This window comes from Achromobacter sp. JCM 18799, from assembly GCF_055395645.1.
Genome location: NZ_AP043866.1, coordinates 3,327,582 through 3,352,567, shown reverse-complemented (window position 1 = coordinate 3,352,567; position 24,986 = coordinate 3,327,582). Strand labels below are relative to the sequence as shown.

At 68.3% G+C, this 24,986-nt stretch carries 29 protein-coding genes; 12 read left to right on the top strand and 17 right to left on the bottom strand.

Going from position 1 to position 24,986, the window contains the following annotated elements; genetic code table 11:
* Positions 1-84: 84 nt before the first annotated feature.
* Complete coding sequence (locus ACZ5YA_RS15845; protein ID WP_118932964.1) at positions 85-681, bottom strand: TetR/AcrR family transcriptional regulator; 597 nt, start codon at positions 679-681, stop codon at positions 85-87.
* Positions 682-816: 135 nt separating this feature from the next.
* On the opposite strand from ACZ5YA_RS15845, the gene ACZ5YA_RS15840 reads away from it, so the two are divergent.
* From ACZ5YA_RS15840 to ACZ5YA_RS15825, 4 genes are all read left to right on the top strand, one after another.
* Positions 817-1,872: a sugar phosphate isomerase/epimerase family protein gene (locus ACZ5YA_RS15840; RefSeq protein WP_464092752.1), complete on the top strand. Its 1,056-nt coding sequence runs from the start codon at positions 817-819 to the stop codon at positions 1,870-1,872.
* Between the two features lie 28 nt (positions 1,873-1,900).
* Complete coding sequence (locus tag ACZ5YA_RS15835) at positions 1,901-2,773, top strand: alpha/beta fold hydrolase (protein WP_464092751.1); 873 nt, start codon at positions 1,901-1,903, stop codon at positions 2,771-2,773.
* Positions 2,774-2,775: 2 nt separating this feature from the next.
* Positions 2,776-3,711: an alpha/beta hydrolase gene (locus tag ACZ5YA_RS15830; protein WP_059378807.1), complete on the top strand. Its 936-nt coding sequence runs from the start codon at positions 2,776-2,778 to the stop codon at positions 3,709-3,711.
* A 79-nt stretch (positions 3,712-3,790) separates the two neighbouring features.
* Entirely contained in the window at positions 3,791-4,480 is a 690-nt protein-coding gene (locus ACZ5YA_RS15825) for an HAD family hydrolase (RefSeq protein WP_059378863.1), read from the top strand.
* A 23-nt stretch (positions 4,481-4,503) separates the two neighbouring features.
* Here the strand turns inward: ACZ5YA_RS15825 and ACZ5YA_RS15820 are convergent, their stop codons facing one another.
* On the bottom strand, positions 4,504-5,277 hold the full coding sequence (locus tag ACZ5YA_RS15820; RefSeq protein ID WP_464092750.1) for an SDR family oxidoreductase: 774 nt from the start codon (positions 5,275-5,277) through the stop codon (positions 4,504-4,506).
* A 139-nt stretch (positions 5,278-5,416) separates the two neighbouring features.
* Between ACZ5YA_RS15820 and ACZ5YA_RS15815 the strand changes: the two genes are divergently transcribed.
* Positions 5,417-5,935, top strand: a complete 519-nt coding sequence (locus ACZ5YA_RS15815; RefSeq protein ID WP_118932967.1) for an MgtC/SapB family protein — start codon at positions 5,417-5,419, stop codon at positions 5,933-5,935.
* Between the two features lie 16 nt (positions 5,936-5,951).
* Here the strand turns inward: ACZ5YA_RS15815 and ACZ5YA_RS15810 are convergent, their stop codons facing one another.
* From ACZ5YA_RS15810 to ACZ5YA_RS15785, 6 genes are all read right to left on the bottom strand, one after another.
* Entirely contained in the window at positions 5,952-6,698 is a 747-nt protein-coding gene (locus ACZ5YA_RS15810; RefSeq protein WP_059378814.1) for an SDR family oxidoreductase, read from the bottom strand.
* A gap of 44 nt (positions 6,699-6,742) precedes the next feature.
* Positions 6,743-7,111 carry a cupin domain-containing protein gene (locus ACZ5YA_RS15805; RefSeq protein WP_251879459.1) on the bottom strand — a complete coding sequence of 123 codons (369 nt, stop codon included), beginning with the start codon at positions 7,109-7,111 and terminating at the stop codon, positions 6,743-6,745.
* Positions 7,112-7,208: 97 nt separating this feature from the next.
* Positions 7,209-8,003 carry an AraC family transcriptional regulator gene (locus ACZ5YA_RS15800; RefSeq protein WP_464092749.1) on the bottom strand — a complete coding sequence of 265 codons (795 nt, stop codon included), beginning with the start codon at positions 8,001-8,003 and terminating at the stop codon, positions 7,209-7,211.
* On the bottom strand, positions 8,000-8,992 hold the full coding sequence (locus tag ACZ5YA_RS15795; protein ID WP_464092748.1) for a formylglycine-generating enzyme family protein: 993 nt from the start codon (positions 8,990-8,992) through the stop codon (positions 8,000-8,002). Before ACZ5YA_RS15795 ends, ACZ5YA_RS15800 begins: the two co-directional genes overlap by 4 nt.
* A gap of 95 nt (positions 8,993-9,087) precedes the next feature.
* Positions 9,088-9,756: a DNA oxidative demethylase AlkB gene (alkB, locus tag ACZ5YA_RS15790; protein ID WP_251879464.1), complete on the bottom strand. Its 669-nt coding sequence runs from the start codon at positions 9,754-9,756 to the stop codon at positions 9,088-9,090.
* Positions 9,757-9,762: 6 nt separating this feature from the next.
* Positions 9,763-11,307 (bottom strand): phospholipase D family protein, encoded by a 1,545-nt coding sequence (locus ACZ5YA_RS15785; RefSeq protein ID WP_118932973.1) that lies wholly within the window; start codon positions 11,305-11,307, stop codon positions 9,763-9,765.
* Between the two features lie 97 nt (positions 11,308-11,404).
* On the opposite strand from ACZ5YA_RS15785, the gene ACZ5YA_RS15780 reads away from it, so the two are divergent.
* A complete protein-coding gene (locus ACZ5YA_RS15780) occupies positions 11,405-11,977 on the top strand; it encodes a helix-turn-helix domain-containing protein (RefSeq protein ID WP_464092747.1) in 573 nt (190 codons plus the stop codon).
* Between the two features lie 7 nt (positions 11,978-11,984).
* The gene (locus ACZ5YA_RS15775) at positions 11,985-12,521 is read left to right on the top strand and encodes a GNAT family N-acetyltransferase (protein WP_059378828.1); all 537 of its coding nucleotides are present in this window, start codon (positions 11,985-11,987) and stop codon (positions 12,519-12,521) included.
* 34 nt (positions 12,522-12,555) lie between these two features.
* Here ACZ5YA_RS15775 and ACZ5YA_RS15770 read toward each other — a convergent pair whose 3' ends face one another.
* Positions 12,556-12,888, bottom strand: coding sequence for a hypothetical protein (locus ACZ5YA_RS15770; RefSeq protein WP_059378829.1), 333 nt, complete (start codon positions 12,886-12,888; stop codon positions 12,556-12,558).
* A 245-nt stretch (positions 12,889-13,133) separates the two neighbouring features.
* Here ACZ5YA_RS15770 and ACZ5YA_RS15765 point away from each other — a divergent pair, with 245 nt between their 5' ends.
* Together ACZ5YA_RS15765 and ACZ5YA_RS15760 are read left to right on the top strand one after the other, a co-directional pair.
* A complete protein-coding gene (locus tag ACZ5YA_RS15765) occupies positions 13,134-13,283 on the top strand; it encodes a hypothetical protein (protein ID WP_165867857.1) in 150 nt (49 codons plus the stop codon).
* Between the two features lie 182 nt (positions 13,284-13,465).
* Positions 13,466-14,281 (top strand): SDR family NAD(P)-dependent oxidoreductase, encoded by an 816-nt coding sequence (locus ACZ5YA_RS15760; protein ID WP_251879472.1) that lies wholly within the window; start codon positions 13,466-13,468, stop codon positions 14,279-14,281.
* Positions 14,282-14,302: 21 nt separating this feature from the next.
* On the opposite strand, the gene ACZ5YA_RS15755 is transcribed toward ACZ5YA_RS15760, so the two are convergent.
* Together ACZ5YA_RS15755 and ACZ5YA_RS15750 are read right to left on the bottom strand one after the other, a co-directional pair.
* Positions 14,303-15,073 (bottom strand): sulfite exporter TauE/SafE family protein, encoded by a 771-nt coding sequence (locus tag ACZ5YA_RS15755; RefSeq protein WP_059378834.1) that lies wholly within the window; start codon positions 15,071-15,073, stop codon positions 14,303-14,305.
* On the bottom strand, positions 15,070-15,483 hold the full coding sequence (locus ACZ5YA_RS15750) for a sel1 repeat family protein (protein WP_464092746.1): 414 nt from the start codon (positions 15,481-15,483) through the stop codon (positions 15,070-15,072). The genes ACZ5YA_RS15755 and ACZ5YA_RS15750 overlap by 4 nt, the downstream gene beginning before the upstream one ends.
* A 124-nt stretch (positions 15,484-15,607) precedes the next feature.
* On the opposite strand from ACZ5YA_RS15750, the gene ACZ5YA_RS15745 reads away from it, so the two are divergent.
* Complete coding sequence (locus ACZ5YA_RS15745; RefSeq protein ID WP_059378838.1) at positions 15,608-16,507, top strand: LysR substrate-binding domain-containing protein; 900 nt, start codon at positions 15,608-15,610, stop codon at positions 16,505-16,507.
* Here the strand turns inward: ACZ5YA_RS15745 and ACZ5YA_RS15740 are convergent.
* Positions 16,504-17,907: an MATE family efflux transporter gene (locus ACZ5YA_RS15740; protein WP_118932977.1), complete on the bottom strand. Its 1,404-nt coding sequence runs from the start codon at positions 17,905-17,907 to the stop codon at positions 16,504-16,506. The genes ACZ5YA_RS15745 and ACZ5YA_RS15740 overlap by 4 nt on opposite strands.
* Positions 17,908-18,037: 130 nt before the next feature.
* Between ACZ5YA_RS15740 and ACZ5YA_RS15735 the strand changes: the two genes are divergently transcribed.
* Positions 18,038-18,520, top strand: coding sequence for a MarR family winged helix-turn-helix transcriptional regulator (locus tag ACZ5YA_RS15735; RefSeq protein WP_059378842.1), 483 nt, complete (start codon positions 18,038-18,040; stop codon positions 18,518-18,520).
* Here the strand turns inward: ACZ5YA_RS15735 and ACZ5YA_RS15730 are convergent.
* The 5 genes from ACZ5YA_RS15730 to ACZ5YA_RS15710 all read right to left on the bottom strand — a co-directional run bounded on the left by ACZ5YA_RS15730 (position 18,507) and on the right by ACZ5YA_RS15710 (position 22,543).
* The gene (locus ACZ5YA_RS15730) at positions 18,507-19,457 is read right to left on the bottom strand and encodes a DMT family transporter (RefSeq protein WP_464092745.1); all 951 of its coding nucleotides are present in this window, start codon (positions 19,455-19,457) and stop codon (positions 18,507-18,509) included. The genes ACZ5YA_RS15735 and ACZ5YA_RS15730 overlap by 14 nt on opposite strands.
* 81 nt (positions 19,458-19,538) lie before the next feature.
* Positions 19,539-20,345, bottom strand: coding sequence for an AraC family transcriptional regulator (locus tag ACZ5YA_RS15725; protein ID WP_059378845.1), 807 nt, complete (start codon positions 20,343-20,345; stop codon positions 19,539-19,541).
* Between the two features lie 83 nt (positions 20,346-20,428).
* Positions 20,429-20,923: a hypothetical protein gene (locus ACZ5YA_RS15720; protein WP_118932980.1), complete on the bottom strand. Its 495-nt coding sequence runs from the start codon at positions 20,921-20,923 to the stop codon at positions 20,429-20,431.
* On the bottom strand, positions 20,920-21,468 hold the full coding sequence (locus tag ACZ5YA_RS15715; RefSeq protein WP_118932981.1) for a hypothetical protein: 549 nt from the start codon (positions 21,466-21,468) through the stop codon (positions 20,920-20,922). Before ACZ5YA_RS15715 ends, ACZ5YA_RS15720 begins: the two co-directional genes overlap by 4 nt.
* A gap of 106 nt (positions 21,469-21,574) precedes the next feature.
* Positions 21,575-22,543, bottom strand: coding sequence for a LysR substrate-binding domain-containing protein (locus tag ACZ5YA_RS15710; RefSeq protein ID WP_464092744.1), 969 nt, complete (start codon positions 22,541-22,543; stop codon positions 21,575-21,577).
* A gap of 107 nt (positions 22,544-22,650) precedes the next feature.
* Between ACZ5YA_RS15710 and ACZ5YA_RS15705 the strand changes: the two genes are divergently transcribed.
* Entirely contained in the window at positions 22,651-24,951 is a 2,301-nt protein-coding gene (locus ACZ5YA_RS15705) for an NADP-dependent malic enzyme (RefSeq protein ID WP_419340947.1), read from the top strand.
* Positions 24,952-24,986 lie beyond the last annotated feature (35 nt).

Here is a 24,986-nt window from a genome sequence, read left to right as displayed (position 1 = left end):
CATTGTAAAAATGCAATTTAAGAAAATTGGGGGCGGATAGCCTGTAATTCGTCCCGACGTAGCCCTGATACCGCGGCCACGGGCTTAGCGCATGACGGAGTCCAGCGCGCTCAGGGCCGGCGGAATCATGGCCAGCAGGCGGGCCTTGCCCACGCCGTCCCTGGCTTGCACCGACAGGCCGTGCAGCACGACGGCGTAGTAGTCGCCCAAGGCCTGCACATCGGTGCCGGGCTTGAGTTCGCCCGCCTTCAGCGCGGCTTCGAGCCGGTCGATGATGGACTGCGTGCGCGCCTTGCGATGGGTGGTGAGCCACGCCATGACCGCTTCGTTTTCGGCGGCGTAATTGGTGGCGGCCGACACCACCATGCAGCCTTGCGGACGGCCGCGCCGGGTATAGGTGGCCACTGCGTCAGCCAGCAGCTTGGCGATGGCCTCGCGCACGCTTTCCGTGCCTTCCAACGCCTTTTCGGCGAAGGCGCCGTCGCCGGCTTCGTAACGCGCTACCGCTTCGCGGAACAGATCCTGCTTGGAGCCGAAAGCGGCATAGAGCCGTGCGGAAGCCAGTCCCGTCGCGGCCACCAGGTCCGCCATCGAAGTGCCTTCGTAACCCTGCTTCCAGAACGCAAGCATTGCCTGCTGAAGCGCCAGGTCGCGGTCGAATTCTCTGGGTCTGCCTGCCATGACGGTCTCGTTGAAATGAACTGAGGCGCAGTGTAACGCCGCATGTGCGCTGCCTGGCGTGCGTAGCCTGCGCTTGCGCCGATTCTTCGCATCGTCTATTCTTTGTCGTTCGACAAACAATTAGATTTAAGAATCATGCAAACGATCAAAGGACCCAGCCTGCACCTGGCCCAGTTCAGCGACGCCGTCGCGCCCTTCAACAGCCTGCCCGCCATCGCGGAATGGGCGGCGGGCGTAGGCTTCAAGGCCTTGCAGATTCCCGCCTGGGACCAGCGCTTTTTCGACAGCGCGACGGCGGCCGTCAGCCAGGACTATTGCGACGAGATCAAGGGAACGCTGGCCGCCCATGGCCTGGTGATCAGCGAACTGACCAGCCATATCTACGGCCAGTCGCTGGCGGTGCATCCGGCCTACGACGCCATGGTCGACAGCTTTGCGCCGCTTAAGGCGCGGGGCAATCCGCAAGCCAGGACGGCGTGGGCGCGGCAAGGCCTGCTGGATACGGCGCGCGCATCCCGCAGGCTGGGCCTGACCGATATGGGCACGTTCTCGGGTTCACTGGCCTGGCCCTATCTGTTCCCGTTTCCGCAGCGTCCGGAAGGCCTGATCGAAGCGGCGTTCGATGAACTCGCCAAGCGCTGGCTGCCGGTGCTGGACGAGTGCGAAGAGCAGGGCGTGAACCTGTGCTTCGAGATCCATCCCAGCGAAGACCTGCACGATGGCATTTCCTTCGAGATGTTCCGCGAGCGCGTGGGCGGCCATGCGCGTTGCGCCATTCTGTTCGACCCCAGCCACTTCGTGCTGCAACAGCTGAATTACCTGGAATACCTGGACATCTACAAGGACCACATCCGCATGTTCCATGTGAAGGACGCGGAGTTCAATCCGACCGGCCGGCAGGGCATCTATGGCGGATACCAGTCCTGGATCAACCGGGCCGGGCGCTTCCGCTCGCTGGGAGACGGGCAGGTGGACTTCAAGGCGATCTTCTCGAAGCTGGCGCATTACGACTACCAGGGCTGGGCCACGCTGGAATGGGAATGCTGCCTGAAGGACCAGGAGACCGGCGCGCGCGAGGGCGTGGAGTTCATCAACCGCCACATCATTCCGGTTACCTCCAAGGTCTTTGACGACTTCGCTGGCGGGGCCATCGACAAGCAACAGATCAACGCCCTGCTGGGCATCGCATGAACGGCCCGCGCCGCATCGGAAATCATCCATGACACACCAGAACTTTTCCTTCGACGCCTTTTCACACCAGTACGTCCATGTCGGCGAACACCGCATCCATTGCGCCACGGCGGGCTCCGGCACGCCCGTGCTGCTGATTCCGGGCTGGCCCCAGACCTGGTACACGTGGCGCCACGTCATGGCGGCGCTGGCGCAGGCCGGCTACCAGGCGATCGCGGTGGATCCGCCCGGCACCGGCGATTCCGACCGTCCGGCATCGGGCTATGACACCGGTGCCATCGCCGCCACGCTGCACCAGTTGATGGCGCAGCTGGGCCACGCGCGCTACCAGGTGGTGGGCCACGATATCGGCATGTGGGTGGCCTACGCGCTGGCCAGCGATTTTCCGGCGGCGGTGAGCCGGCTGGCACTGACGGAAGCCGTCATACCCGGCCTGGCGCCCGCGCCCACGATCTTCGCGCCGCCGCAGGAGAACATCTTCCTGTGGCACTTCATGTTCAATCAGTTGCACGATCTGCCCGAGACGCTGATCGCGGGCAGGGAAAAGGCCTACCTGACCTTCATCTTCGACAAGTGGTCGCATCGCCGCGACCGGGTCGCGGCCGAGGTCTACATCGACGCCTATGCGGCGCCCGGCGGACTGCGCGGCGGATTCGCATACTACCGCGCCATTCCGGAGACCATCAGGCAGAACGCGCTGCGCGCCAAGCGCATGCTGGAAATGCCCACGCTGGCCATCGGCGCCGAGCATGCGACCCGCGACGCGCCGCTCGTCACCATGCGCGAGAATGCCCGGAATCTGCAGGGGGCGATCATTGCCGACTGCGGGCATTTCGTCACCGAGGAATGCCCCGAAGCCTTCCTGGAGCACCTGCTCCCGTTCCTGTCGCGGGAGGGCTGAAGGTGGCGCTCGACCCTCGCATCAATGCCTATCTGAGCCGTCTGTCCGCGGTGTCGGGGCCCATGGTGCTCGAAGAGATCCGGGCAGAGACTGAAATCAGTCTGCGCAAGCTGCAGGGCCCGGACGAAGAAGTAGGGGCAACGGAGTTGCACCAGGCCGTTTGCGGGCAAGGCCAGCCGTTGCGGATCAGGTCCTATACGCCGGCCGGCAGGGAACACGAAACCGGTCTGCCTGCCCTGGTGTACGCGCATGGCGGCGGCTGGTTCCAGTGTTCGCTGGAACTCTATGACAATCCTTGCCGGGCGCTGGCCAACGCCACGCAATGCAAGGTGTTTTCGGTGGATTACCGCCTGGCGCCGGAGCACAAGTTCCCCGTGCCGGTCGAGGATTTCTACCGCGGCGTGCAATGGGTGTGCGACAACGCCGAAAGCCTGCGCATCGATGCCGCCCGCATCGCGGTGGGGGGCGACAGCGCGGGCGGCAACCTCGCGGCCACGGTGGCGCTGATGGCGCGGGACCGGGGCGGTCCGGCCATCGCCCATCAGTTGCTGCTGTACCCGGTGCTCGACTATTCGTTCTCGACCGAGTCGTACAGGACCTATGGGCAGAACTTCTTCCTGACCGAGGAGGTCATGCGGTATTGCTGGTTCACCTATCTGCTCAACGAGAGCGACGGCGCCTCGCCCTACGCCTCGCCGGCGCGGGCGGAATCGCTGGCAGGCCTGCCGCCCGCGACGCTGCTGGCCTGCGAATACGACCCCGTGCGCGACGAGGCCGAGGCTTATGTGCGGCGCCTGCGCGAAGCCGGCGTTCCGGTCAGCGCCCACAGGCTGGAAGGCATGGTGCATGCCTGCATCCACATGCTGGGCCTGACCCCCGCGGCCCGGCGGCTATTCGACCTGGCCGGGCAGGCTTTGCGGTCGGCCTTCGGGGCCTGATGCCGCGCAAGCCTCCTGCGTTGTGCGGGAGGCTTGCAGTATGCTTACCGGCTTCCAGAACATTCCCGACCTTGCTGCAATGACTGATTTCCCCTTCGATGCCGTGCTGTTCGACTGCGACGGCGTCCTGGTCGATTCCGAACCCATCACCAGCCGCGTGCTGACCGAAATGCTCAATGAACTGGGCTGGGGCATCACGCATGCGGAAACCATGCAGATCTTCACGGGCAAGGCCGTCAGGGATGAGCTGCCGCTGATCGAGTCGCGCACGGGCGCCACGATCACGCCGGACTGGTTCGATCAATTCCGCCAGCGCCGCAACGCCGCGCTGGATCGGGATCTGGTCGAGATCCCCGGCGCGCCGGACGCGGTGCGGGCGCTGCATGTGGCCTTGGACGGCCGCATTGCCGTGGCTTCGGGCGCGGACCGGCGCAAGGTGGAGCTGCAGCTCGCCAAGGTTGGCATTGCGGAGTGCTTTCGCGAGCGCGTCTTCAGCGGCCATGAAATGCCGCGCAGCAAGCCTTATCCGGACGTGTACCTGGCGGCCGCGCAGGCGCTGGGCGTGGACCCTCGGCGTTGCGCCATCGTGGAAGACACGGTGACCGGCGCCACGGCCGGGGTGGCCGCCGGCGCCACGGTGTTCGGCTATAGCCCGGACGCCAACGGCCATAGCGGCGCAGAGGCCTTGCGCGGCGTGGGCGTGGCCCACGTGTTTACCGACATGGGCGCCCTGCCAGGGTTGTTGGCGGGGTGGCGCCAGGCCGCCTAGGGGGCTGGCGCGCCGAACGGTCTTTAACCCGCGTATTGCTCGCCGCCGTCCAGGTCTATCACCGTGCCGCTCAGGTAGCCCGCGCGCGGCGAAGCGCCGAACACGATCATGTCGGCGACTTCGCCGGGTTCCATCAGGCGTCCGAAAGGCAGGTCCGACAACGTTTCCTGCCAGCGGCTTTCGTCGCCCCAGCGCGCCTGGGCGCGCTGTTTGGCCAGCGTCAGCACGCGGTCGGTGCGGGTACGCGAGGGATTCACGCCGAAGACGCGCACGCCATGGCGCGGCGCATCCCCGCCCAGGGCGCGGGTGAAGCCGATCAGCGAGGCATTGGCCGCCGCGCCGCAGATGTAGTCGGCGCGCGGCGCCGCCCCGCCCATGCCGATGATGTTGGCGATGACGCCGGCGCCGGCTTCGCGCATGCGCGGGTAGTAGTGCCGGGCCAGATCGATGTAGCCGTAGACCTTCAGTTCCCACCCCGCGCGCCAGCGTTCGTCCTGCACCTGGTCCAGCGCCCCGCCGGGCACCGCGCCGGCATTGTTCACCAGGATGTCGATATCGCCCGCTTCCTGGCTCAGGTGTTGCACCGCGCCGGGTTGGGCGAGGTCTAGCGCAATGGTCAGGGGCTGCTTGCTGGTTTGTTCGCGTATGGCCTCGGCCGCCGCGCGCAGCGCCGCCCCGTCGCGCGACACCAGTATCGGATCGGCGCCCTCGCGGGCGAAGGCGAGCGCGCAGGCGAAGCCTATGCCCTTGGATGCGCCCGTGATGAGCACGCGTTTACCGTCCAGCTGCAAATCCATATAACCCTCCGGTTGGTTTCGTGCGCAGTCGTGCGCGACGCCTCGAAGTTTGTACCCCAGTCGCACCCGCTAGTGCCAGCGGGGCTCGGCGCCTGCTATGCTGGCCGGACCATTTCCCATCAAAAAAGGGGGGGCGGCGATGACGGAAATCTGGCTGGAAATCTGGTCCACCGCGCGCAGCGAGTTCGCCGACATCCCCGATGTGGGCGAGGCGACCCGCATCGTGCTGCGCCTGAGCATGGCGATGCTGCTGGGCGGCCTGCTGGGCTACGAGCGCGAGCGCAGCGGCAAGGATGCGGGCTTGCGCACCCACATGCTGGTGGCGCTGGGAGCGGCGATCTTCGTGCTGGTGCCGCTGCAGGGCGGCATGGAGGTCGGCGACCTGAGCCGCGTGCTGCAGGGCGTGATCGCCGGCATTGGTTTCCTGGGCGCGGGCGCCATCATTAAACTGAGCGGCGAGCGCGAGATCCGCGGGTTGACCACCGCGGCCGGCATCTGGATGACGGCGGCCATCGGCGCCGCGGCGGGCATGGGGCGCGAGGCCACCGCCGTGGTCAGCACGCTGATGGCCCTTTTCGTGCTGGCGGTGCTGCGGCGGGTCGAGGCGCGCATCGCCGCCCGCAAGGAACGCGGCCTCATCTCTACCGACGCCAAGTAGACCCGGCGCAGGCGTTTCAGTTGCCGCCGGACACGTCGATGAACGAACCGCTGGTGTAGCCGGCCTCGTCCGAGAACAGCCACATCACGGCGCCCGCCACTTCTTCGACGGTGCCGCCGCGGCGCAGCGGAATCACGCCCTTCAGGCGGTCCACGCGGCCGGGTTCGCCGCCGCTGGCGTGCATGTCGGTGTAGATGGTGCCGGGACGCACGCCGTTGACGCGGATGCCTTCCGGCGCGACTTCCTTGGACAGGCCGATGGTCATCGTGTCCATGGCGCCCTTGGAGGCGGCGTAGTCCACGTATTCGTTGGGCGAGCCCAGCCGGGCGGCCGCGGACGAGACGTTGACGATGGCGCCGCCCTGGCCGCCATGGCGCGTCGACATGCGGCGCACCGCCTCGCGGGCGCACAGGAAGGCGCCGATCACATTGGTGGACAGCACGCGCAGCAGGCGCTCGGCGCTCATCTGGTCCACGCGCATCTGCTGTTCGAGGATGCCGGCGTTGTTGACCAGCGCGTCGATGCGGCCCAGTTGCCGATCCAGTTCGCCGTACATGCGCAGCACCTGGTCCTCTTGCGAGACATCGGCCTGCAGGGCAACGGCGCGGCCGCCGCCCTGCACGATTTCGGCGACCACCGCGTGCGCGGTGTCGGCGTTGGCATGGTAGTTGACGCCTACCGCGTAGCCGCGGCGGGCGGCCAGCTTGGCGACGGCGGCGCCGATGCCGCGGCCACCGCCCGTGACGAGCATGATTTTGGACATGGCTTGCTCCTGGTGGGCTTACACCTTAGCAGATGGCGGCGGGCTCAGATCCAGACGTCGTTGGGGGCGCTGCGCTCGCCGCCCTGGTCGCCGGTGTTGCGCACGCCGCGCGGTTCGATCAGCAGCATTTGGACTTCTTCGAGCGCACAGGGCTTGTGCTCCACGCCCTTGGGGACCACGGCCATTTCGCCTGGGCCGAGGTCGATGTGGCCGTCGCGCAGTTCGATGCGCAAGCGGCCCTCGATGACGATGAAGGTCTCGTCGGTGTCGGCGTGGCTGTGCCACACGAATTCGCCCTGTATTTTCACCAGCTTGAACTGGTAGTCGTTCATCTCGGCGACGACCTTGGGCATCCAGTGTTCGGAAAACAGCGCCAGTTTTTCGGCGAAATTGATGGGAAGGATATCGGGCATGGGACGGCCTGCGGGCGGGGTTGAGCAGACCCAAGGATAGAAGGCCGGGCGGGCGCCGTCTTGTACGATCGTGCAGCCTTGCGCGCAGGCCAGTGGCTCAGCGGCGCAGCATGCGGCGCCAGCGGTCGGGCGCCATGCCGTAGGTCTGGGCGTGGCGGCGCGTCAGGTGGCTCTGGTCGGTGAAGCCCGCCGCGGCGGCCGCTTGCGCCAGCGGCATGCCCGCGGCGATCAGGCGCCGGGCCTGGTCCAGGCGGCGCAGCATTACGTAGCGGTAGGGACTGGTGCCGAACAGCGCGCGGAACTCGCGCGACAGGCTCCAGCGGTCCGTGCCTGCGGCCGCTGACAGCTGTTCCAGGGTGATGGACTGTTCGAGCGAGGCGTGGATGTACTGGCGCGCGCGCTCGGCGGCGGCGTAGTCGACGCTGCGGCGCGCGGGCTTGCCGCCGGCCGCGGCGCACAGGGCATGGCTCAGCTCGTACAGCGCGTCGTCTTCCTGCAGCGGGTCGATGGACTCATGCGTGTCCTGCAGCAGGCTGGCGCTGGCGGCGTACAGCCGCGGATCGGCCGAGATGCCGCCGGGGATGAACGGCAGCGGCCGTCCGCCCAGGATCTGCTGGATAAGCGCAGGCTCGACGTAGATCATGCGGTAATGGAAACCGGCCTCGGTGCCGGCCTGTCCGTCGTGGACTTCGTCGGGATGCAGCACGATGGTGCCGCCGGGCAGGCTGTGCCGCAGCCCGCGGCGGTAGTGGAAGCTCTGTACGCCCGACAGCGTGCGGCCGATGGCGTAGGTGTCGTGGCGGTGCATGCCGTAGCCGGGACCGCCGAAGTAGGCCTCGATGCGCTCCAGCTGGCCCGAGGGCGCTGCGCGCAGTATCCAGTCTTGCTTCAATCCGCCTCCCGCAGCAGCCTCAGTCCCACCAGAGGATAGCGCGTTTCCTGCGTGTTCCAGTTGCGGTAGGAGGCGCGCGTGTACAGCGCCCAGGTATGCCAGGAGCCGCCGCGGCGCACGCGCACGTTGCCGCTGGCGGGGCCTTGCGGGTCGTCCACCGGCGAATGCGCGTAGTAGTCCTCGCCGTACCAGTCCGAGACCCATTCCCAGGCGTTGCCGTGCATGTCGTACAGGCCGAAGGCATTGGGCGCGTAGCTGGCGACCGGGGCGGTGAAAGCGTGGCCGTCGGCGCGGGCGGAAGCGTGCGCCTGCCATTTGGGCCAGAGCGGCGCGGCGTCGGCGTCGAAGCCGTTGCCGACGTCGGGCATGGCGGCGGGATCGTCGCCGTTCTGGTAGCGGGTGCGCGTGCCGGCGCGGCAGGCGTATTCCCATTCGGCCTCGGTGGGCAGGCGGTAGACCTTGCCCTCGGTCTGGGTCAGCCAGCGGGCCAGCGCCGTGGCGTCGTTCCAGCTGATGTTGACGACGGGATGGTCGTCGCCTTGGGCAAAGCCCGGATTGCGCCAGGAGTAGCGGCGGTCGCGGCCTTCGAAGGCGTCGCCGCGCTCGGACTTGTCGGGGGCGTACTGCGGGTTGTAGCCATAGCCGCCGGTGCCGTCGGCCTCCGACTCCGGCACGTACCCGGAAGCTTCGATGAAGCGGCGGAACTGGCCCACGGTGACTTCCGTGCGTTCCAGGTAGAACGGGCGGGTGATGCGCACCGTATGCACCGGCGCTTCATCGGACAGCTGGGCGTAGCGGTCCGGCGGATACAGCGGATAGTCGCGCGCCAGCGCCTCGGGCGCTTCGTCGCTGCCCATCTGGAAGCTACCGGCCGGCACGCGGACAAAGGTCATGCCCAGTGAATTTTCGATCAGGGCGGGCGGTTCGCCCGACCAGCAAGGCGCCGATACGAGGGTGCAGAGCAAAGCCAGGGCGGTGCGTGTGCGCATGGGAATCCGGTAGGCGGAGCATGAGGGGTGCGCAATAGTAGAGCCGCCGCTCGCGGCCGGCCAGACGCGGGGAACCCTCATGTCGCGGCGGGGGCTCAGCCGGCGCGGCGGATGGTGAAGTTGATGCGCTGGCTGCCCAGCCGCGGATGCGGCAGGTCCTTGATGGGCATGATGCCGTGGTAGCGCAGCCGGTCGACGCCGCCCCATACGGCCACGTCGCCATGGAACAGCGGCGTGCGGCTGGCCTTGTCGGCGCGCTGGTCGCCGCCGAAGAGGAACATGGCGGGCATGCCCAGCGACACGGAGACGATGGGCGCGCCGTAGTCGCGTTCGTTCCTGTCCTGGTGCAGCGACAGGCGCGAGCCGGGCTCATAGCGGTTGACCAGGCAGGCGTCGGGCTCGAAGCCGGGAAAGCCGGCCTCGGCCGCGGCGGCTTGCGCCAGCTGCAGAAAGGCCAGCGGCATGGCGGGCCAGGGCTGGCCGGAAAGCGGATCGATGCGCGCATAGCGATAGCCGCGCGCGTCGCTGGTCCAGCCCAGCTGTCCGCAATTGGTCAGCGCCACCGACATGGTGTAGCCGCCGGGCGTTTCCATGTGCCGGAAGGGCGCCTGGGCGGTCACGGCATCGACCCCGGCGAGCAGGGCGTCCATCACGGGCAGGGCAAAACCGCGCAGCACCACGGATTGCGGGCCGAGCACGACGCGCCCGCCGTGCGCGGCGCCATCGTCGCCGTTCTCGCCAAACAGGTCCAGGTTGGCAGCCATGTCAGCCTACAGCAGCGGTTCCAGCGGCAGCAGCGACACGAACCAGACCGACAGGCGCTGCCACACCGTGGTGCCGGGTTCGGTGTCGTGCCGTATGGTGTCGCCGTTGCGCTGCTCCAGCCAATAGAGCTGGCCCTTGTCGTCCAGGCAGACGCGGTAGGCGGACTTGGGCAGGTCATTGTCGAACGCGTCGGCGATGCGGCGCGCCAGCGTGGGGCTGTCTATGACGAAGCCCAGTTCGGTGTTGAGCTTGGCCGAGCGCGGGTCGAAGTTGAAGGAGCCGACGAAGATGCGCTGGCCGTCGACGGCGAAGGTCTTGGCATGCAGGCTGGAGCCCGAGCTGCCGAAGGGGCCCATGCTCTTGTTGCGTTCGACTTCGGCGCCCATGCGCTTCATTTCGTAGAGTTCCACGCCGCTGGCCAGCAGGTCCTTGCGGCGCTTGGCGTAGCCGGAATGCACCACGGCGACGTCCGTGGCTTCGAGCGCATTGGTGAGGACCTTGACCTTGATGCCGCTGCGCGCCATTTGTCCGAAGGACTCGGTGCCGACGGCGGTAGGCACGAAATAGGGCGACACCAGTTCGAGATCGGTGGTGGGGGTGCCGATGATTTCATGCAGCTGATGCGGCAGCATCGCCTCGGGTGGCGCGGTGCCCAGCGTCTTGCGCGGATCGTCGCTGACCATGCGCGTGTCGGCCCACTCCAGTGTCAGCTGGCCTTGCAGCAGTTGCTGGATGAAGGGCAGCTTGCGCATGGCGTCGGCATAGGCGGCGGCTTCGGGAGAGCGCTCGACCCGGGTGGCGGCCTGTTCCAGTTCGTCGAGTTCGCCGGGGCTGGTCTTCTTCAGCAGCCGGTCTACCGGGTAGGCAGAGTCGCTGGCCCAGTAGCGGTCGAAATCCGTCGACACGTCATTGACCGCGGCGCCGATGGCCAGCACGTCCAGGTCGGTGAAGAGCACGCCGCTGGCCGCGCCGAAGTACTCATCGCCGATGTTGCGCCCGCCGATGATGGTGGCCTGGTTGTCCGCGGTGAAGGACTTGTTGTGCATGCGGCGGTTCAGGCGGCTGAAGTCCGTCACGTAGCCCAGGGACTTGGGCCAGCGCAGCACGAAGGGGTTGTACAGCCGCACCTCGATGTTGGGATGCGCGTCCAGGGCGGCCAGTTCCTCGTCCAGCCCGGAGGTGCCGTTGTCGTCCAGCAGCAGCCGCACGCGCACGCCGCGGTCGGCCGCGACGTGCAGGGCTTCCAGCAGCATGGTGCCGGTCATGTCCTTGTGCCAGATGTAGTACTGCACGTCCAGGCTGCGTTCGGCGGCGCGCGCCAGCAGCATGCGGGCGGCGAAGGCGTCGTAGGCGTCGGGCAGGGGGTGGATGCCCGATTTGCCGGGATGTTCGGCGGCCAGCGGCGCGATGGCCCGGCCCAGGGCGGTGTCCTGCGACGCCTCGGGCGTCAGGGCGTGGGATACGCTGCGGTTGTCCAGCGGCGGCAAGCCGCAGCCGCTCAGGAGGCTCAGGCAAAGGGCGGTCATCATCAGGGGTTTGGCCAGGTGCATGACCCGTATTGTGCCGAAATCGCGGCGCGGGTTGGTTGCGGCGGCGGTTCGTCCGCGGCGCTTGACGTATTTCCGTATTTGAGAGAAATTCTCTAATATGGAAAATTCAAACGAACCCGACGCCGATCTGGACCGGCGCATCGCCGGCCGGCTCAAGGCGTTGCGCCAGGAGCGCAACTGGTCGCTGGACGAGCTGGCCGCCCGCGCCGGTCTCAGCCGCGCCACCCTGTCCCGCCTGGAGAACGCCGAGGTCAGCCCGACCGCCAGCGCGCTGGGCAAGCTGTGCGCGGCCTATGGCATGACCATGTCGCGCCTGATGCTCATGGTCGAGGACGATTTCGTGCCGCTGGTGCCGCAGCAGGCGCAGGCCGTGTGGGTGGACGCCAGTGCGGGATTCCGCCGCCGCTCGGTGTCACCGCCCGCGCAGCAATTGGCGGGCGAGGTGCTGGCGTGCGAACTGGAGCCCGGCACGCGCATCGCCTACGAGCGGTCGCCCCGGCCGGGGCTTGAACACCATCTGCTGATGCTGGAAGGCGAACTGGCCATCACCGTCGACGGGCAGGCGCATGGCTTGTCGCAGGGCGACTGCCTGCGCTACCAGCTGTTTGGCGCCAGCGAATTCTCAACCCCGTCGCATTGCGGCGCCCGTTATCTGCTCTTCATCGTCTGAGTCCATCATGTCCCATCCGAATCCTGAATTGACCCTGCTGTCGGCGGATGCCGCCGACGTTCTCGTGCCCGAGCTGGCCGAGCTGCTGCGCGCCTGCGTGCAGGGCGGCGCCAGCGTGAGCTTCGTACTGCCGTATTCGTCGGACGAGGCGCAGGCCTTCTGGCGCGCCAAGGTGTTGCCGGCGATCGCCGGCGGCAAGTCCGCGCTGTGGGTGGCGCGCCAGGACGGACGCGTCGCGGGGTCGGTGCAGCTGGATTGGGACACGCCGCCCAATCAGCCCCACCGCGCCGAGGTGCGCAAGCTGCTGGTGCATCCGGATTTTCGCCGCCGCGGCATCGCCCGCGCCCTGCTGGCCGAGGCGGAAGCCATGGCGGTGCGTCAGGGCCGCAGCCTGATCACGCTGGACACGCGCACGGGCGATAGCGCCGAGCCGCTGTATGCGTCGCAGGGCTACCAGACGGTGGGAGTGATACCGGGTTTCAGCCGCGATCCGCATGATGCCGCCAAGCTGGACGGCACCACCATCATGTACAAGCAGCTGTAATGGACGCTGCCGCCGCGGGCGGCAGCGGCAGGCCTCAGGCCAGGGGCTTGATGCCCACGCTGTACGGCGGGGCGTTGCCGCGCGCCGGGGCCTTGATCTTCAGCATCGAGCCGCCAGGGGTGAATTCGAACTCCTGGTAGGGCACTTCGAACCATTGATGAAAACTGGTGCGCGAGAATTCCGGCACCCAGACCTTGGCGCGCTTGGCATCGCAGTGGAATTCGACCAGCGTGCGGTCTATGCCCAGCGGACGGGTATTGCCGATGCGGTAGCTGACTTTGAGTTCGGCGCGCGCGGTCGAGCCGGGGCGCCAGGCCAGGCCGACAGATTCCATGAATTTTTCGATCGCCTCGATACCGCGATGCATGACTGACTCCGAATGCGGGCGGGCGCTAGGCCCAAGAAAAGTGCTGTTTCCCGCAGCGCTGCGGCAAACACCCCGAATTATCCGTCATTCCAGGCCCGGACGTCTCCCGGCTTGCATCCCGTCAATCGGCGCCATTGAGTAAAGCAAATGGACGGCGCGCGGCCAGGCCCGCACCATGGCACCCATGTCCTCTATAAGACCTGCGCGGCCCGCGCCGGTCCGGACGCAAAATCCTAGGAGTCATCATGGCAAATTTCATACTGGCATTGGTCAACGCGGAACTCTCTCTCTTCGGCGTCGAGACGCCCGGCGCGGCGCAGGAACCGTCAGCCGCGCCGCAAGCGGCAAGCGCGCCGGCATTCGATAGCGAGCACTACCGCAGCGCGTTGGGCTGAGCGCGAGCGGAACACAGCATTGCAGGAATAGGCAGGTTTCACGCAAGAACGAGCCTGTACGCGCAGGCTGGCGATTCTTACCATCTCTTCCAGGGTCGGGGCGGCGCGTCCATTGCGGATGCGCTGGCTCCGCCACGCTGCCGGGCGCGTTGCCGGCAGCACACGCAAGGGAAGGGAATCGCATGAATACCGAAAAAATCTGGTTGGTGACGGACGCATCCGCGGGGCTGGGCCTGGTCCTGGTGAAGATGTTGCTGGACTTGGGCCACAAGGTCGCGGCGACCTCGCAGGACGGCGATGCGCTGCTGGACGCGGTGGGCGCCAAGCTGGAGGGGCGGTTCCTGCCCCTGACGGTGGACCTGGCCGATGAGCGTAAGGTGCAACGCGCGGTGGATGCCGCGGTGACAGCCTTCGGCGGGCTGGACGTGGTGGTGAACAACGCGGGCCATGGCCTGCGCGGCGCGCTGGACAGCCTGCCGGACGAGGACTTGCGCGACACCTTCGACATCAATGTGTTCGCCACGCTGAACGTGATCCGCGCGGCCCTGCCGCGTATGCGCGCGCAGCGCAGCGGCCACGTGTTCAATATCTCGTCGATCCTGGGCTTTGATGGCGGCCGGGCCGATTGGGGCGCCTATAGCGCCGCCAAGTTCGCCGTCAGCGGCCTGACCGAAGCCCTGGCCGCCGAGGCCGCGCCGTTCGGCATCCGGGTGTCGCTGGTCTATCCAGGCGCGCTGCGCATCGCGGACGGCGAGCAGGCGCCCGAGCGGGCGGCGCGCAATGCGCAGGCGCGCGACGCGGACGGAGATCCGGCCAAGATGGCGCGCACGCTGATCAACGCGGCCCAGGCGCAATATGCGCCCCTGCACCTGTTCCTGGGGCGCGACGCCTTCGACCAGGCGCGCGCCAAGATCCAGACCGTGCAGCAGGAGTTGGCGCGCTGGCGCGAGATGTCCGTGTCGATTGGCTTCGTGGACGAAAGGCGGATGGCCGCCTGACTTTCCGTCCGACGGCCGGCCTCAGGCCGTCCAGCCTTGCACCGCCTGGTAGGCGCCCAAAAGTGCCAGGCTCACCATGAAGCAGCGCTTGAATGCCTGCGCCGACATCCTGCCGCGCAGCCATGTGCCCAGCGCCATCCCGGCCAGCGCGGGCAGCAGCATCAGCAAGGACGCGCCGGCGGCTTCGGGCGCGTAGCCGCCGTTGACGCCCAGGCCGATCGCCAGCGCCACCGTGGACACCGTGAACGAGATGCCCATGGCCTGGATCAGGCCGTCCTTGCCCAGGTTCAGGGCTTGCAGATAAGGCACCGCGGGGATGACGAACACGCCGGTCGCCGCGGTGATGACCCCGGTAATGGCGCCGACCGACACGCCCACCAGCCCTTGATGGCGCCGCGGCGCCCTGGGCGGCGAGCCGAACAGGCCCCAGGCGGCATAAGCCACCAGCGCCAGCCCCAGGCATACGCTGGCCCAATGCCCCGAAGGCGGACCGAGCCACAGCGCACCGCCTATCGTGCCGGCGCAGACGCCGGCCTGCATGGCGCCGATGCGGCGCAGCACCTGGGGCAGCGTGGCCCAAGGCCGGGCCTGCCAGAGGTTGGTGATGAGGGACGGCACGATCAGCAATGCCGCGGCCTGGGCCGGGGCCATGACCAGCGCCAGCATGGCCATGGAGATGGTGGGCAGTCCCAGCCCCACGACGCCCTTGACCACGCCGGCCAGGATGAATACCGATACGGTGACGGCAAGCAGCGTCGGCGTGCCGCCGGGAAACAGGTTCAAGAGGTTCATGCGGGCTCGCAGGGGACGGTGAGGCCGTCGCGCGGACGGCCGAACAGGGCGTAGGCAACATCGTCCGCGCCCTTGCCGTCCTGGCGGGCCGCGCGCAGCAGCCACCGCCGTCCCTCGCACAGGTCGGCGCGCAGGGACTCTCCGTAGAGCGCCGGGCCGCCCAGCAGCGCGATGCCCAGCATGCGCTGCGCTGGCGCGTGACCGTCGCTGGCGGCCGCGCGCAGCCACTGTGTCATGGCGGCGTAGTCGCCCTGGGTCTGGGCTTCCAGCGCCAGCGCGTATTTCTGCGCGGGCGTGGTGTGCGGGTCCAGGCTGCCGGCTACGGCCAGGCCTGAGCCGTGCAGGCTCAGGGCCAGCAGGACAAGAGTGGGCCAATGGACCCGGGGGCGCTGCGGCGTGATGGTTTTCATGGAATTTCCCTGGATTGGAAGGGGCGAGACTTGATTGTCATCCGCGGCGCCCTGGAACCGGTATCGGGATCTTGCGTAGTTGGCCTATGGCACAGCCTGAGGGTTGCCGTGCTACGCTTTTCGCATGCGATTCGATCTCACCGATCTGCGGCTATTCCTCAACGTACAGGAAACCGGCTCCATCACCGCGGGAGCCAAGCGCTCCCACATGACGCTGGCATCGGCCAGCGAGCGTATCCGCGGCATGGAGGACACGCTGGGCGTGCCGCTGCTGCTGCGCGAGCCGCGCGGGGTCGAGCCCACGCCGGCGGGCCGCACGCTGGCGCACCATGCGCGCGTGGTGCTGGCGCAGATGGACCGCATGCGCGGCGAGCTGGACCATTACGGCCTGGGATTGAAGGGGCTGGTGCGCGTGCTGTGCAACACCACGGCCTTGAGCGAATACCTGCCGCCGGTGCTGGGCGCGTTTCTCAAGGACCATCCCCGCGTCTCGGTGGACCTGGAGGAACGCTTGAGCCACGAGATCGCCGACGCGTTGCGGGCAGGCACCTGCGATATCGGCGTGCTGGCGGATTCCGCTGACCTGCAGGGCTTGCGCACGCAGACCTTCCGGCATGATCCCCTGACGCTGATCGTGCCGCCGGAGCACGCGCTGGCCGGCCGTCAGTCGGTGCTGCTGGCCGACGTGGCCGACCAGGAGTTCGTCGGGCTGGTCGAGGGCAGCGCCTTGCAGGAACACATCGCGCATCACGCGCGCCGCGGCGGCAAGGCCTTGTCGTACCGCGTGCGGTTGCGCAGTTTCGATGCCGTGTGCCGGATGGTGGGGCAGGGCGTGGGCATTGCCATCGTGCCGCGCGTGGCGGCGGCGCGCTATGGCCGGGCCGCGGGCGTGCGGCGCGTGGCGCTGGCCGACGATTGGGCCGCGCGCGACCTGGTGCTGTGCGTGCGCGACACGCTGCCGGCCTACGCGGCAGCGCTGGTGGAATACGCGCTGCGCGACGCGCCTGCGCGCCCGGACCGCTAGGAGCGCGCGAACAGCCGGCGCCAGCCCTGGGCCGGGCGGTCGAACCAGGAGCCCGACGCGACGGCGCCCAGGATGACCAGGCCATAGACGCACATCGCCAGCGCCGCGATGGCGAAGAACAGGCCCATCGATCCCGTCAGGCGCAAGGCAATGGCGCCGGCGCCGATGCCGAGCAGCAGGCGCAGGAAGCCTGCAATCAGCGGCCATTTCAGGCGGCCGGCGCCCTGCGAGGCGAAGTACATCGAGAATCCCAGGGCGAAGAAGCCGTAGACCGGGCCGACCGTGCGCAGGTAGCTGGCGCCGGCTTCCAGCATGTGATCCTGCGCGCCGAACAGGCGCAGCCAGGCCTCGGGGAAGAACGCCGCCGCCAGTCCGATGGTCTCGGCCAGCACAAAGGCCATCGCGCCGCCGGTCAGGGCGATGCGCAGCGCGCGTTCGGGCTGGCCCGCGCCGATGTTGGACCCGACCATGGCCACCATGGGCGCGCCCAAGCCGAAGGCGATGGGCATCAGCAGGTATTCCAGGCGCACCGCGATGCCGTAGCCGGCGACCGCCGCGGTACCGGCATAGGCGCCGACCAGGGCCGCCGTCAGCGCCACCAGGGCGTTGGTCAGGAGCGGGTTGATGGTGGCCAGCGCGCCCACGCTGAGGATGTTGCGCATCAGGCCCGGATACAGGCGGCTGGGCACCAGCCGCGCGGCATTGCGTCCGCTGGCGCAGTACAGGCCCAGGATCAGCGCGCCCAGGGCGTAGTAGATCACCAGCGCCCAGCCGCCGCCGGCCACGCCCAGCGCGGGAAAAGGCCCCCAGCCGAAGATCAGGCACGGCGACAGCGGGATCAGCAGCAGGGCGCCGCCGCAGATCACGGCGCCGGGCACCAGCATGTTGCCGGTGCCGCGGATGGCGCTGGCGAACGCGTTCATCAGCCACATCAGGACGATGCCGCCGAAGATGACGTCGGAGTAGGCCAGGGCGGCCTCGAGCGCCTCTCCCTCGGCGCCCAGTGCGCGGTACAGCCACGGACCGCCAAGCAGCAGCAGTGCGCAGAACGCCAGGCCCAGCAGGCCGTTGAGCACCACGGCATGCAGTACCAGCTGGTCCGCCTCGCGCTGCCGGCCGCCGCCCAGCGATCTTGCCACCGCGGCCGAGATGCCTCCGCCCATCGCGCCTTGCGACATGTTCTGCATCAGCATCAACACCGGCACCACCAAGGCCACGCCCGCCAGTACCGGCGTGCCCAGGCGCGCCAGGAACCAGGTCTCGATCAATCCCGTGGAGGACTGCGCCAGCATCATCAGGATGTTCGGCCACGCCAGGCGCGCCAGCGTGGGGCCGATGGGCGCGTGCAGCATGGCCTGCAGGCGCGCGTTGGCGGGACGGGGCGGCGGGGGCGCGGACATCGGAAGGAACCCTTGGGTGGCGTTCGAATATTTACGTGCATATGCCAATAAAAGTCAAGATTGAGCTAGACTCGAGTCCATGCCGGCGGTAGCGTTGAGTCCTCGCCGTCCTCCTCTTCCTGCGCCTGTCATGTCCGACGAACAGCCCTCCGTTTCCGCCGCTTCCGTTGCACCCGATCCGTTAGTCTGCAACGGCGCCGCGCTGCGCAAGGCGACCCGGCGCGTGTCGCAGCTGTACGACACGGTGCTGGCTCCCTGCGGCCTGAAGGTGTCGCAGCATTCCATCCTGGTGCACATCGCGCGCGCGGGCACGCCGTCGATGACGGACCTGGCGCGCATCATGGTGCTGGACCGGTCGGCGCTGGCGCACAACCTCAAGCCGCTGGAGCGCGACGGCTACGTGCAGATGTCGCGCGACCCGCTGGACGGCCGCAGCCGCCGCGTGGCGCTGACGGATGCGGGACGCGCCAAGCTGGCGGAATCCAAGCGGCTGTGGAAGGATGCGCAGCGCCGCTTCGAGGCGGCTTACGGCGCCGAGCGCGCGGCCGCGTTGCGGCGTTCGCTGGCCGATATTTTTTCCGACGAGTTTGCGCTGGCCTTCAGCCGCGGCTAGGCCCGCCGTGGGCTTGTTTGCCAGCGGCTGCGGGCTCGGCGCGTAGCCGCCGGCCGCGCGAGCGCAGCCCGGACCCGCCCAACATCAGCACCGCGCCCAGCACGCAAGCCATGCCGGCCAACTGCGCGGGAGCCAGGGACTCGCCCAGCAGTCCGGCGGCAAGCGCTACCGCCGACACCGGCGCCAGCGCGGTGAACAAGGCGGCTTCGGCGCCGTTGACGCGGGCCGCGCCCGCATACCAGAGCAGGAAGCCGCCCACGGTGGGCACCAGTGCGTAGTAGGCCACCGCGGCCACCGCCGGCGCGGGCAAGTCCAGGTTCCAGGGCGCTTCCGCCACGCTCGCCACGGCCGAGAACGCCAGGCCGAAGCCCGTCATGAGCGTCGATAGCGCGAGCGGCGCCACCGGCTGGCGCAGCCGTTTGTTCAACAGGATGAATAGTCCTTCGCACAGCACCGCGCCCAGGATCAGCGCGTTGCCCGCCAGCGAGCGCGCGCCGCCTTGGCCGGCCGAATGGCGCATCATCAGCCAGACGCCGAAGGCCGCGGCGACGATGGCGGCCAGCGTGGCCTTGCCCGGGCGTTCGCCCAGCAGCAGGATGGCAATGGCGGCCGAGACCAGCGGCAAGGTGCCGAGGATGATGCCGCCGTCCACCGCCGACGCGCGCTGCAGCCCGGCGATCAGCAGCGCGGTGTAGCCGACGCTGCCGGCTATGGCCTGGACGGCCAGCAGCAGCCAGTCGCGCCGCTCCAGCCGCGGCAGGCGCGCGCCGGTCAACGCCATCAGCAGCGCGAAGCAGGGCAAGGCGATGGCGAAGCGCAAGGCCGTCGCGGTGAAGGGCGGCAAGCTCGTGCCGATGATCTTGCTGGCGGCTACCGTGCTGCCCACCAGCGCCATGGCGGCCGCCAGATAGCAATAGCCCCGCATTCGATTGTTCATGATCCGATCCACGCCTGTTCAGAGAGCAGCGCACAGGCTAAGCGGCCGGGCGCGGCCGGGTCTTGAACGAAATTGCAGGGATCAGGCCGCGGCCAGCGCGTAGCGCCGCGGCGATACGCCGTAGGCGCGCACGAACAGCCGGGTCATGTGGCTCTGATCGGCAAAGCCGACCGCGGCGGCGGCATCGGCCAGCGCCGAGCCTTGCCGGATCAGGCTGCGCGCAAGCAGCAGGCGCCGCTGCACCTGGTAGGCGTGGGGCGTGAGGCCGGTGTCGCGGGCAAAGGCCCGCAGCACCTGGTAGCGGCTCAGGCCGCTGGCCGTGGCCAGGTCGGCCAGCGACAGCGAGGCCGCCGGGTCGTCGTCGATCAGCGCGCGGGCATGGCGGATGGCGTCGGGGGTGGCGCGCGCAGGCCGGGCCAGGCGCTCGGCATCGCGGTCGCGCGCCTGCGCCAGGATGCGCAGCAGCAGCGCATCGCAGGCCAGCGGCGCTGCGCCGGCGGTGGCCTGGGCATACAGTGCCAGCACGTCGCGCGCCAGCGCGGGGCGGTCCTGCGCGGGGTGCTCGAATTCGTAGCCGAGCCTGCTTGCGCCCAGTTCGGCCGCGGCCTGCGCCACCACCTCGGGATCCAGATACAGCATCTGCCAGGCGCGTTCGCCATCGCCGATGGGGGCGCCGTCATGCACTTCGCCCGGGTTCACCGTGATCACGTGCCCGGGGCCGGCCTCGACCTGGCCGCGGCCGCTGTGCGAGACCTGGGCGCCCTGGCGCATGACGCCGATGCCGAACTGCTCGTGCGTGTGGCGCGCGAACGCATGCCGGCTGTGCGCGGCCACGGCCTGCACGCCGGCGAGGGCGCTGCGCTGCATGACGAACTGGCCTGCGTTCATGGGGAGTCTGGGATAAGGGGCTTGCAGGCAGTATCACCCGCCCGCCCGGGCGCGATCAAGGGGCCGGCGGCCCCGCGTTCAGGCTATTGCAGGCCGTTCCAGCGCGCTACCGCGGGTTCGGCCGCGGCCCACTTCCACTGGCCGCCCGGCTGCTGGCAGATCATGCTGGAGTAGGCGGGCGCGGGCGCGTCCTTTTGCTCCACCGTGAACAGCACTTCGCGGCAGTGGGTCAAGGGCGTGGCGATGTCGCGCACCACCTGGATGCCGCCGCGCTCGCTGCCCACCGGCAGCGCGTGGCGGATTTCCCACTGGCGCACCTGGCCGATGGGCAGGGCGCCCGCCGCATTGGCCATGACGTTCTGCTGGTCGTTCTTCCACTCGCGCAGCACGTATTTCACAGTGGCATCCACCGCCGCCTGCACCGTGACACCGATGGCGTAGCCCGCGACCGGATTGGCGGTGGCGGCGCCGCTGACGGTGCCGACCACGGCGCCCGCCGCGCCGCCGATGGAGGAACTCTGGCAGCCGGCCAGGCCCAGGCAGGCGGCCAGCGCCAGCAGGCTTGCGGCGCGCCTCACTGCAGCGAGCCCCAGCGGGCCGTGGCGGGTTCGGCGCTGGCCCAGCGCCAGTGCTTGCCGTCGCGGCACACGGTGGTGACGTAGAACTCGCGTTGCGGATCGGCGCCGGCTTTGTCGGCCGGCGTGTCGATGGAGAAGACCACTTCCTTGCATTCCAGGTCCACGCCGCCGATCAGGCGGCTGACCGTGACCTGGCCTTGCGCGTCGCTTTCGATGGGCAGCTCGTGCTTGACCTGCCAGTTGGCCACTTTGCCGACCGCCAGCGGGCCGGCGGCCATGGCGATGGCGTCCTGTTCTTCGCCGCGGGTCTTGCGCTGGGCGTAGGCCAGCGCGGCCTTGGCGCCGGCCTGCACGCCCAGGCCGATGCCGGTGGCGACGGTGGCGTTGTCAGTGACCTTGTTGGCGATGGCGGTGCCGGCGATACCGGCCGCGGCGCCCGTGCCTTCGTTCAGCAGCGAATTGCAGCCGGACAATCCGGCAAGCGCGGCGAGGGTGAGGAGGGCGATTGCGCCGCGGCCCGGGTTGATAGGCGGAAGTGTGAACAAACTGCGTGCCCTCCTGCTTGTTGCTTGGCGCGGGAAGTATAGGAGGGCGCGCCGCCGCGGCGCGAGCGTATTTGCATTTGTTGGCAATTTTCCCGCTGGGCGCGGATCAGGCGGGCGGCCGCGCACCTTTGGTATAGGCCTCGCGCAGCGCGGCGGCGAACAGCGCGTCGACGTTGCGGCGCAGACCGTCGGCGCGCGTGAACAGCGCGATCGGCGGCAGGGTCCAGTCGAAGGAATACGGCACGATGGCCGCGCCCGCGATGCGCACCAGTTCGTCGGCGATGTCGGCGGGCAGGATGGCGACGGCGCGGTCGCTGGCCACGATCATTTCGCCGATCAGCTTGGACGAGTCGCTTTGCACCGACGGCGTCGGGGGCGCCAGCCCGGCGCGCAGGAAGATCTCGGACACCTGTTCGCGGATCGGGCTGTCCGGCGTGCCCAGGATCCAGTCCAGGTCGGCCAGCCGGTTCCATTCCAGCCGCGAGCGGCCCAGGCGGGCGGCCAGCCGGCGGCTGGCGATCAGGCGCGGCTGCTGGTGGTACAGCACCTCGAAGCCCAGGTTGTCCATGTCCACCGAAGGCGTGGCCCAGCCCACCACCAGGTCCAGCGTGTGGTCGCGCAGCTGCCGCAGCAGCGCCGGCCCCTGGCCTTCGTGGATGGTGGCGGTGATGCGGCGGCCCTGGGGCAGGGTGCGGCTGATGGCGGACGACAGCATCTGGCCGGACACGAAGGGGATGACGCCGATGTGCAGATGGGCGGCATGGCCGGCCGCCACGGCCTCCATTTCCTGGACCAGATGGCCCAGGTCCTGGACCAGGGCGCGGGCCCGCGCCAGCACCACCGCGCCCAGGGGCGTGGGCGTCATGCCGCGCACCGAGCGTTCGAACAGGGGCACGTCGAACATGCTTTCCAGTTCGGCCAGGGCATTGGTCACGGCCGGCTGGCTGGTGGCCATGTGTTCGGCCACCCGGGTCAGCGAGCCGTGCTGCTCGATCTGCAGCAGCAGCACCAGGTGGCGCATCTTCAGCCGCGAGGTCAGTTTCCGGATAACCAGGTCCGGATCAAAGGCTGTCATAGGCGATGCATAAGGTAAAGATTATGGGACGATATTAAAGTTGAATGATCTGCTTATGTATTGGAGCCTAGAATTTTTCCTATATCAAGACTAGGAGGCTCAGCCCCATGAATACGCAATCGGATCGCCAGGCAGCACTGGACTATCACGAGTTCCCCACCCCGGGGAAGATCTCCGTCGTGGCGTCCAAGCCGCTGGTCAACCAGCGCGACCTGGCCCTGGCGTACTCGCCCGGCGTGGCGGCGGCCTGTGAAGAAATCGTGGCCGATCCGGCCAATGTGTACCGGTACACCGGCCGCGGCAACCTGGTGGGCGTGATCACCAACGGCACCGCGGTGCTGGGCCTGGGCAACATCGGCGCGCTGGCCTCCAAGCCGGTGATGGAAGGCAAGGCGGTGCTGTTCAAGAAGTTCGCCGGCCTGGACGTGTACGACATCGAAATCAACGAGACCGACCCGGACAAGCTGGTCGAGATCATCGCGGGCCTGGAAGCCACCTTCGGCGGCATCAACCTCGAAGACATCAAGGCTCCGGAGTGCTTCACCGTCGAGCGCAAGCTGCGCGAGCGCATGAAGATTCCCGTTTTCCATGACGACCAGCACGGCACGGCCATCACCGTTTCGGCAGCCTTCATCAACGGCCTGAAGGTCGTGGGCAAGGACATCAAGCAGGTCAAGGTGGTGACTTCGGGCGCAGGCGCCGCCGCGCTGGCCTGCCTGGATCTGATGGTGGACCTGGGCCTGCCGCTGGAAAACGTCTGGGTCACCGACATCGAAGGCGTGGTCTACGAAGGCCGCACCGTGCTGATGGACCCGGACAAGGCGCGCTTCGCGCAGAAGACCGACGCCCGCAAGCTGGCCGAAGTGATCCAGGACGCCGACGTGTTCCTGGGCCTGTCGGCCGGCGGCGTGCTCAAGCCGGAAATGGTCGCGGCCATGGGTCCGCGCCCGCTGATCCTGGCGCTGGCCAACCCCACGCCCGAGATCCTGCCGGAAGTGGCGCAGTCGGTGCGCGACGACGTGGTCATGGCGACCGGCCGTTCGGACTACCCGAACCAGGTCAACAACGTGCTGTGCTTCCCCTACATCTTCCGCGGCGCGCTGGACGTGGGCGCCACCACCATCACCCGCGAAATGGAAAAGGCGGCGGTGTACGCCATTGCCGAGCTGGCCGAGGAAGAGCAGAACGAAGTGGTGGCCGCGGCCTATGGCACCTACGATATTTCGTTCGGTCCTGAATACCTGATTCCCAAGCCCTTCGATCCGCGCCTGATCGTGCGCATCGCCCCGGCGGTGGCCAAGGCCGCAATGGAAGGCGGCGTGGCGACGCGTCCGCTGGCCGATCTGGAAGCCTACGAAGAGCAGCTGCAGCAGTTCGTGTACCACTCGGGCGCCTTCATGAAGCCGCTGTTCTCGGCGGCCAAGCGCATCGTGCGCGAAGGCGGCAAGTCTCGCATCGTGTTCACGGAAGGCGAAGACGAGCGCGTGCTGCGCGCGGTGCAGGTGATCGTCGATGAAGGCCTGGCCCGCCCCATCCTGGTGGGCCGTCCCGCCGTCCTGCTGTCGCGCATCGAGAAGTTCGGCCTGCGCCTGCGTCTGGGCGAGGACGTCGAAGTCACCAACCCGGAATACGACGAACGCTTCCACCAGTACTGGACCACGTACTGGGAACTGATGTGCCGCCGCGGCATCACCAAGGAAATGGCGCGCGTGGAAATGCGTCGCCGCCTGACCCTGATCGGCGCGATGATGGTGCACCTGGGCGACGCCGACGGCATGGTTTGCGGCACGGTGGGCGCGTACCACGATCACCTGCGCTTCGTGGACGAGGTCATCGGCCGCCGTCCTGGCCACAACGTGTACGCCGCCATGAACATCCTGCTGCTCAACGAGCGCACGGTGGTGCTGGTGGACACGCACGTCAACGATGAACCCTCGGCCGAGCAGATCGCCGAGTTCACGGTGATGGCGGCGCAGGAAATGGCGCGCATGAACCTGGCGCCCAAAGTCGCGCTGCTGTCGCGTTCGAACTTCGGTTCGGGCAGTTCGGCCTCGGGCGCGAAGATGCGCCGCGCGCTGGAACTGGTGCGCCAGGCCGCGCCGGAACTTGAGATCGACGGTGAAATGCACGGCGATTGCGCGCTGGACGAAGCGCTGCGCATGCGCATCCTGCCCTCGTCTTCGCTCAAGGGCGAGGCCAATCTGCTGGTGTGCCCGAACGTGGACTCGGGCAACATCGCCTACAACCTGTTGAAGACGGCCGCAGGCGGCAACGTGGCAGTGGGTCCGTTCCTGCTGGGCGCCAACGCCCCGGTGCACATCCTGACCTCCAGCTCCACCGTGCGCCGCATCATCAACATGACCGCGATGACGGTGCTGGACGCCAACCGCGTCGAAGCCTCGGCCTGATCCTGCTTGCGCGCCCTTGCGGCACGCGGACCAGG

Excerpts from the sequence above, each read along its gene's own strand:
- ACZ5YA_RS15845 (WP_118932964.1), bottom strand. The coding sequence starts at position 681 with ATGGCAGGCAGACCCAGAGAATTCGACCGCGACCTGGCGCTTCAGCAG.
- ACZ5YA_RS15840 (WP_464092752.1), top strand. The coding sequence starts at position 817 with ATGCAAACGATCAAAGGACCCAGCCTGCACCTGGCCCAGTTCAGCGAC.
- ACZ5YA_RS15835 (WP_464092751.1), top strand. The coding sequence starts at position 1,901 with ATGACACACCAGAACTTTTCCTTCGACGCCTTTTCACACCAGTACGTC.
- ACZ5YA_RS15825 (WP_059378863.1), top strand. The coding sequence starts at position 3,791 with ATGACTGATTTCCCCTTCGATGCCGTGCTGTTCGACTGCGACGGCGTC.
- ACZ5YA_RS15820 (WP_464092750.1), bottom strand. The coding sequence starts at position 5,277 with ATGGATTTGCAGCTGGACGGTAAACGCGTGCTCATCACGGGCGCATCC.
- ACZ5YA_RS15815 (WP_118932967.1), top strand. The coding sequence starts at position 5,417 with ATGACGGAAATCTGGCTGGAAATCTGGTCCACCGCGCGCAGCGAGTTC.
- ACZ5YA_RS15810 (WP_059378814.1), bottom strand. The coding sequence starts at position 6,698 with ATGTCCAAAATCATGCTCGTCACGGGCGGTGGCCGCGGCATCGGCGCC.
- ACZ5YA_RS15805 (WP_251879459.1), bottom strand. The coding sequence starts at position 7,111 with ATGCCCGATATCCTTCCCATCAATTTCGCCGAAAAACTGGCGCTGTTT.
- ACZ5YA_RS15795 (WP_464092748.1), bottom strand. The coding sequence starts at position 8,992 with ATGCGCACACGCACCGCCCTGGCTTTGCTCTGCACCCTCGTATCGGCG.
- alkB (WP_251879464.1), bottom strand. The coding sequence starts at position 9,756 with ATGGCTGCCAACCTGGACCTGTTTGGCGAGAACGGCGACGATGGCGCC.
- ACZ5YA_RS15785 (WP_118932973.1), bottom strand. The coding sequence starts at position 11,307 with ATGCACCTGGCCAAACCCCTGATGATGACCGCCCTTTGCCTGAGCCTC.
- ACZ5YA_RS15780 (WP_464092747.1), top strand. The coding sequence starts at position 11,405 with ATGGAAAATTCAAACGAACCCGACGCCGATCTGGACCGGCGCATCGCC.
- ACZ5YA_RS15775 (WP_059378828.1), top strand. The coding sequence starts at position 11,985 with ATGTCCCATCCGAATCCTGAATTGACCCTGCTGTCGGCGGATGCCGCC.
- ACZ5YA_RS15770 (WP_059378829.1), bottom strand. The coding sequence starts at position 12,888 with ATGCATCGCGGTATCGAGGCGATCGAAAAATTCATGGAATCTGTCGGC.
- ACZ5YA_RS15765 (WP_165867857.1), top strand. The coding sequence starts at position 13,134 with ATGGCAAATTTCATACTGGCATTGGTCAACGCGGAACTCTCTCTCTTC.
- ACZ5YA_RS15760 (WP_251879472.1), top strand. The coding sequence starts at position 13,466 with ATGAATACCGAAAAAATCTGGTTGGTGACGGACGCATCCGCGGGGCTG.
- ACZ5YA_RS15755 (WP_059378834.1), bottom strand. The coding sequence starts at position 15,073 with ATGAACCTCTTGAACCTGTTTCCCGGCGGCACGCCGACGCTGCTTGCC.
- ACZ5YA_RS15750 (WP_464092746.1), bottom strand. The coding sequence starts at position 15,483 with ATGAAAACCATCACGCCGCAGCGCCCCCGGGTCCATTGGCCCACTCTT.
- ACZ5YA_RS15745 (WP_059378838.1), top strand. The coding sequence starts at position 15,608 with ATGCGATTCGATCTCACCGATCTGCGGCTATTCCTCAACGTACAGGAA.
- ACZ5YA_RS15740 (WP_118932977.1), bottom strand. The coding sequence starts at position 17,907 with ATGTCCGCGCCCCCGCCGCCCCGTCCCGCCAACGCGCGCCTGCAGGCC.
- ACZ5YA_RS15735 (WP_059378842.1), top strand. The coding sequence starts at position 18,038 with ATGTCCGACGAACAGCCCTCCGTTTCCGCCGCTTCCGTTGCACCCGAT.
- ACZ5YA_RS15730 (WP_464092745.1), bottom strand. The coding sequence starts at position 19,457 with ATGAACAATCGAATGCGGGGCTATTGCTATCTGGCGGCCGCCATGGCG.
- ACZ5YA_RS15725 (WP_059378845.1), bottom strand. The coding sequence starts at position 20,345 with ATGAACGCAGGCCAGTTCGTCATGCAGCGCAGCGCCCTCGCCGGCGTG.
- ACZ5YA_RS15710 (WP_464092744.1), bottom strand. The coding sequence starts at position 22,543 with ATGACAGCCTTTGATCCGGACCTGGTTATCCGGAAACTGACCTCGCGG.
- ACZ5YA_RS15705 (WP_419340947.1), top strand. The coding sequence starts at position 22,651 with ATGAATACGCAATCGGATCGCCAGGCAGCACTGGACTATCACGAGTTC.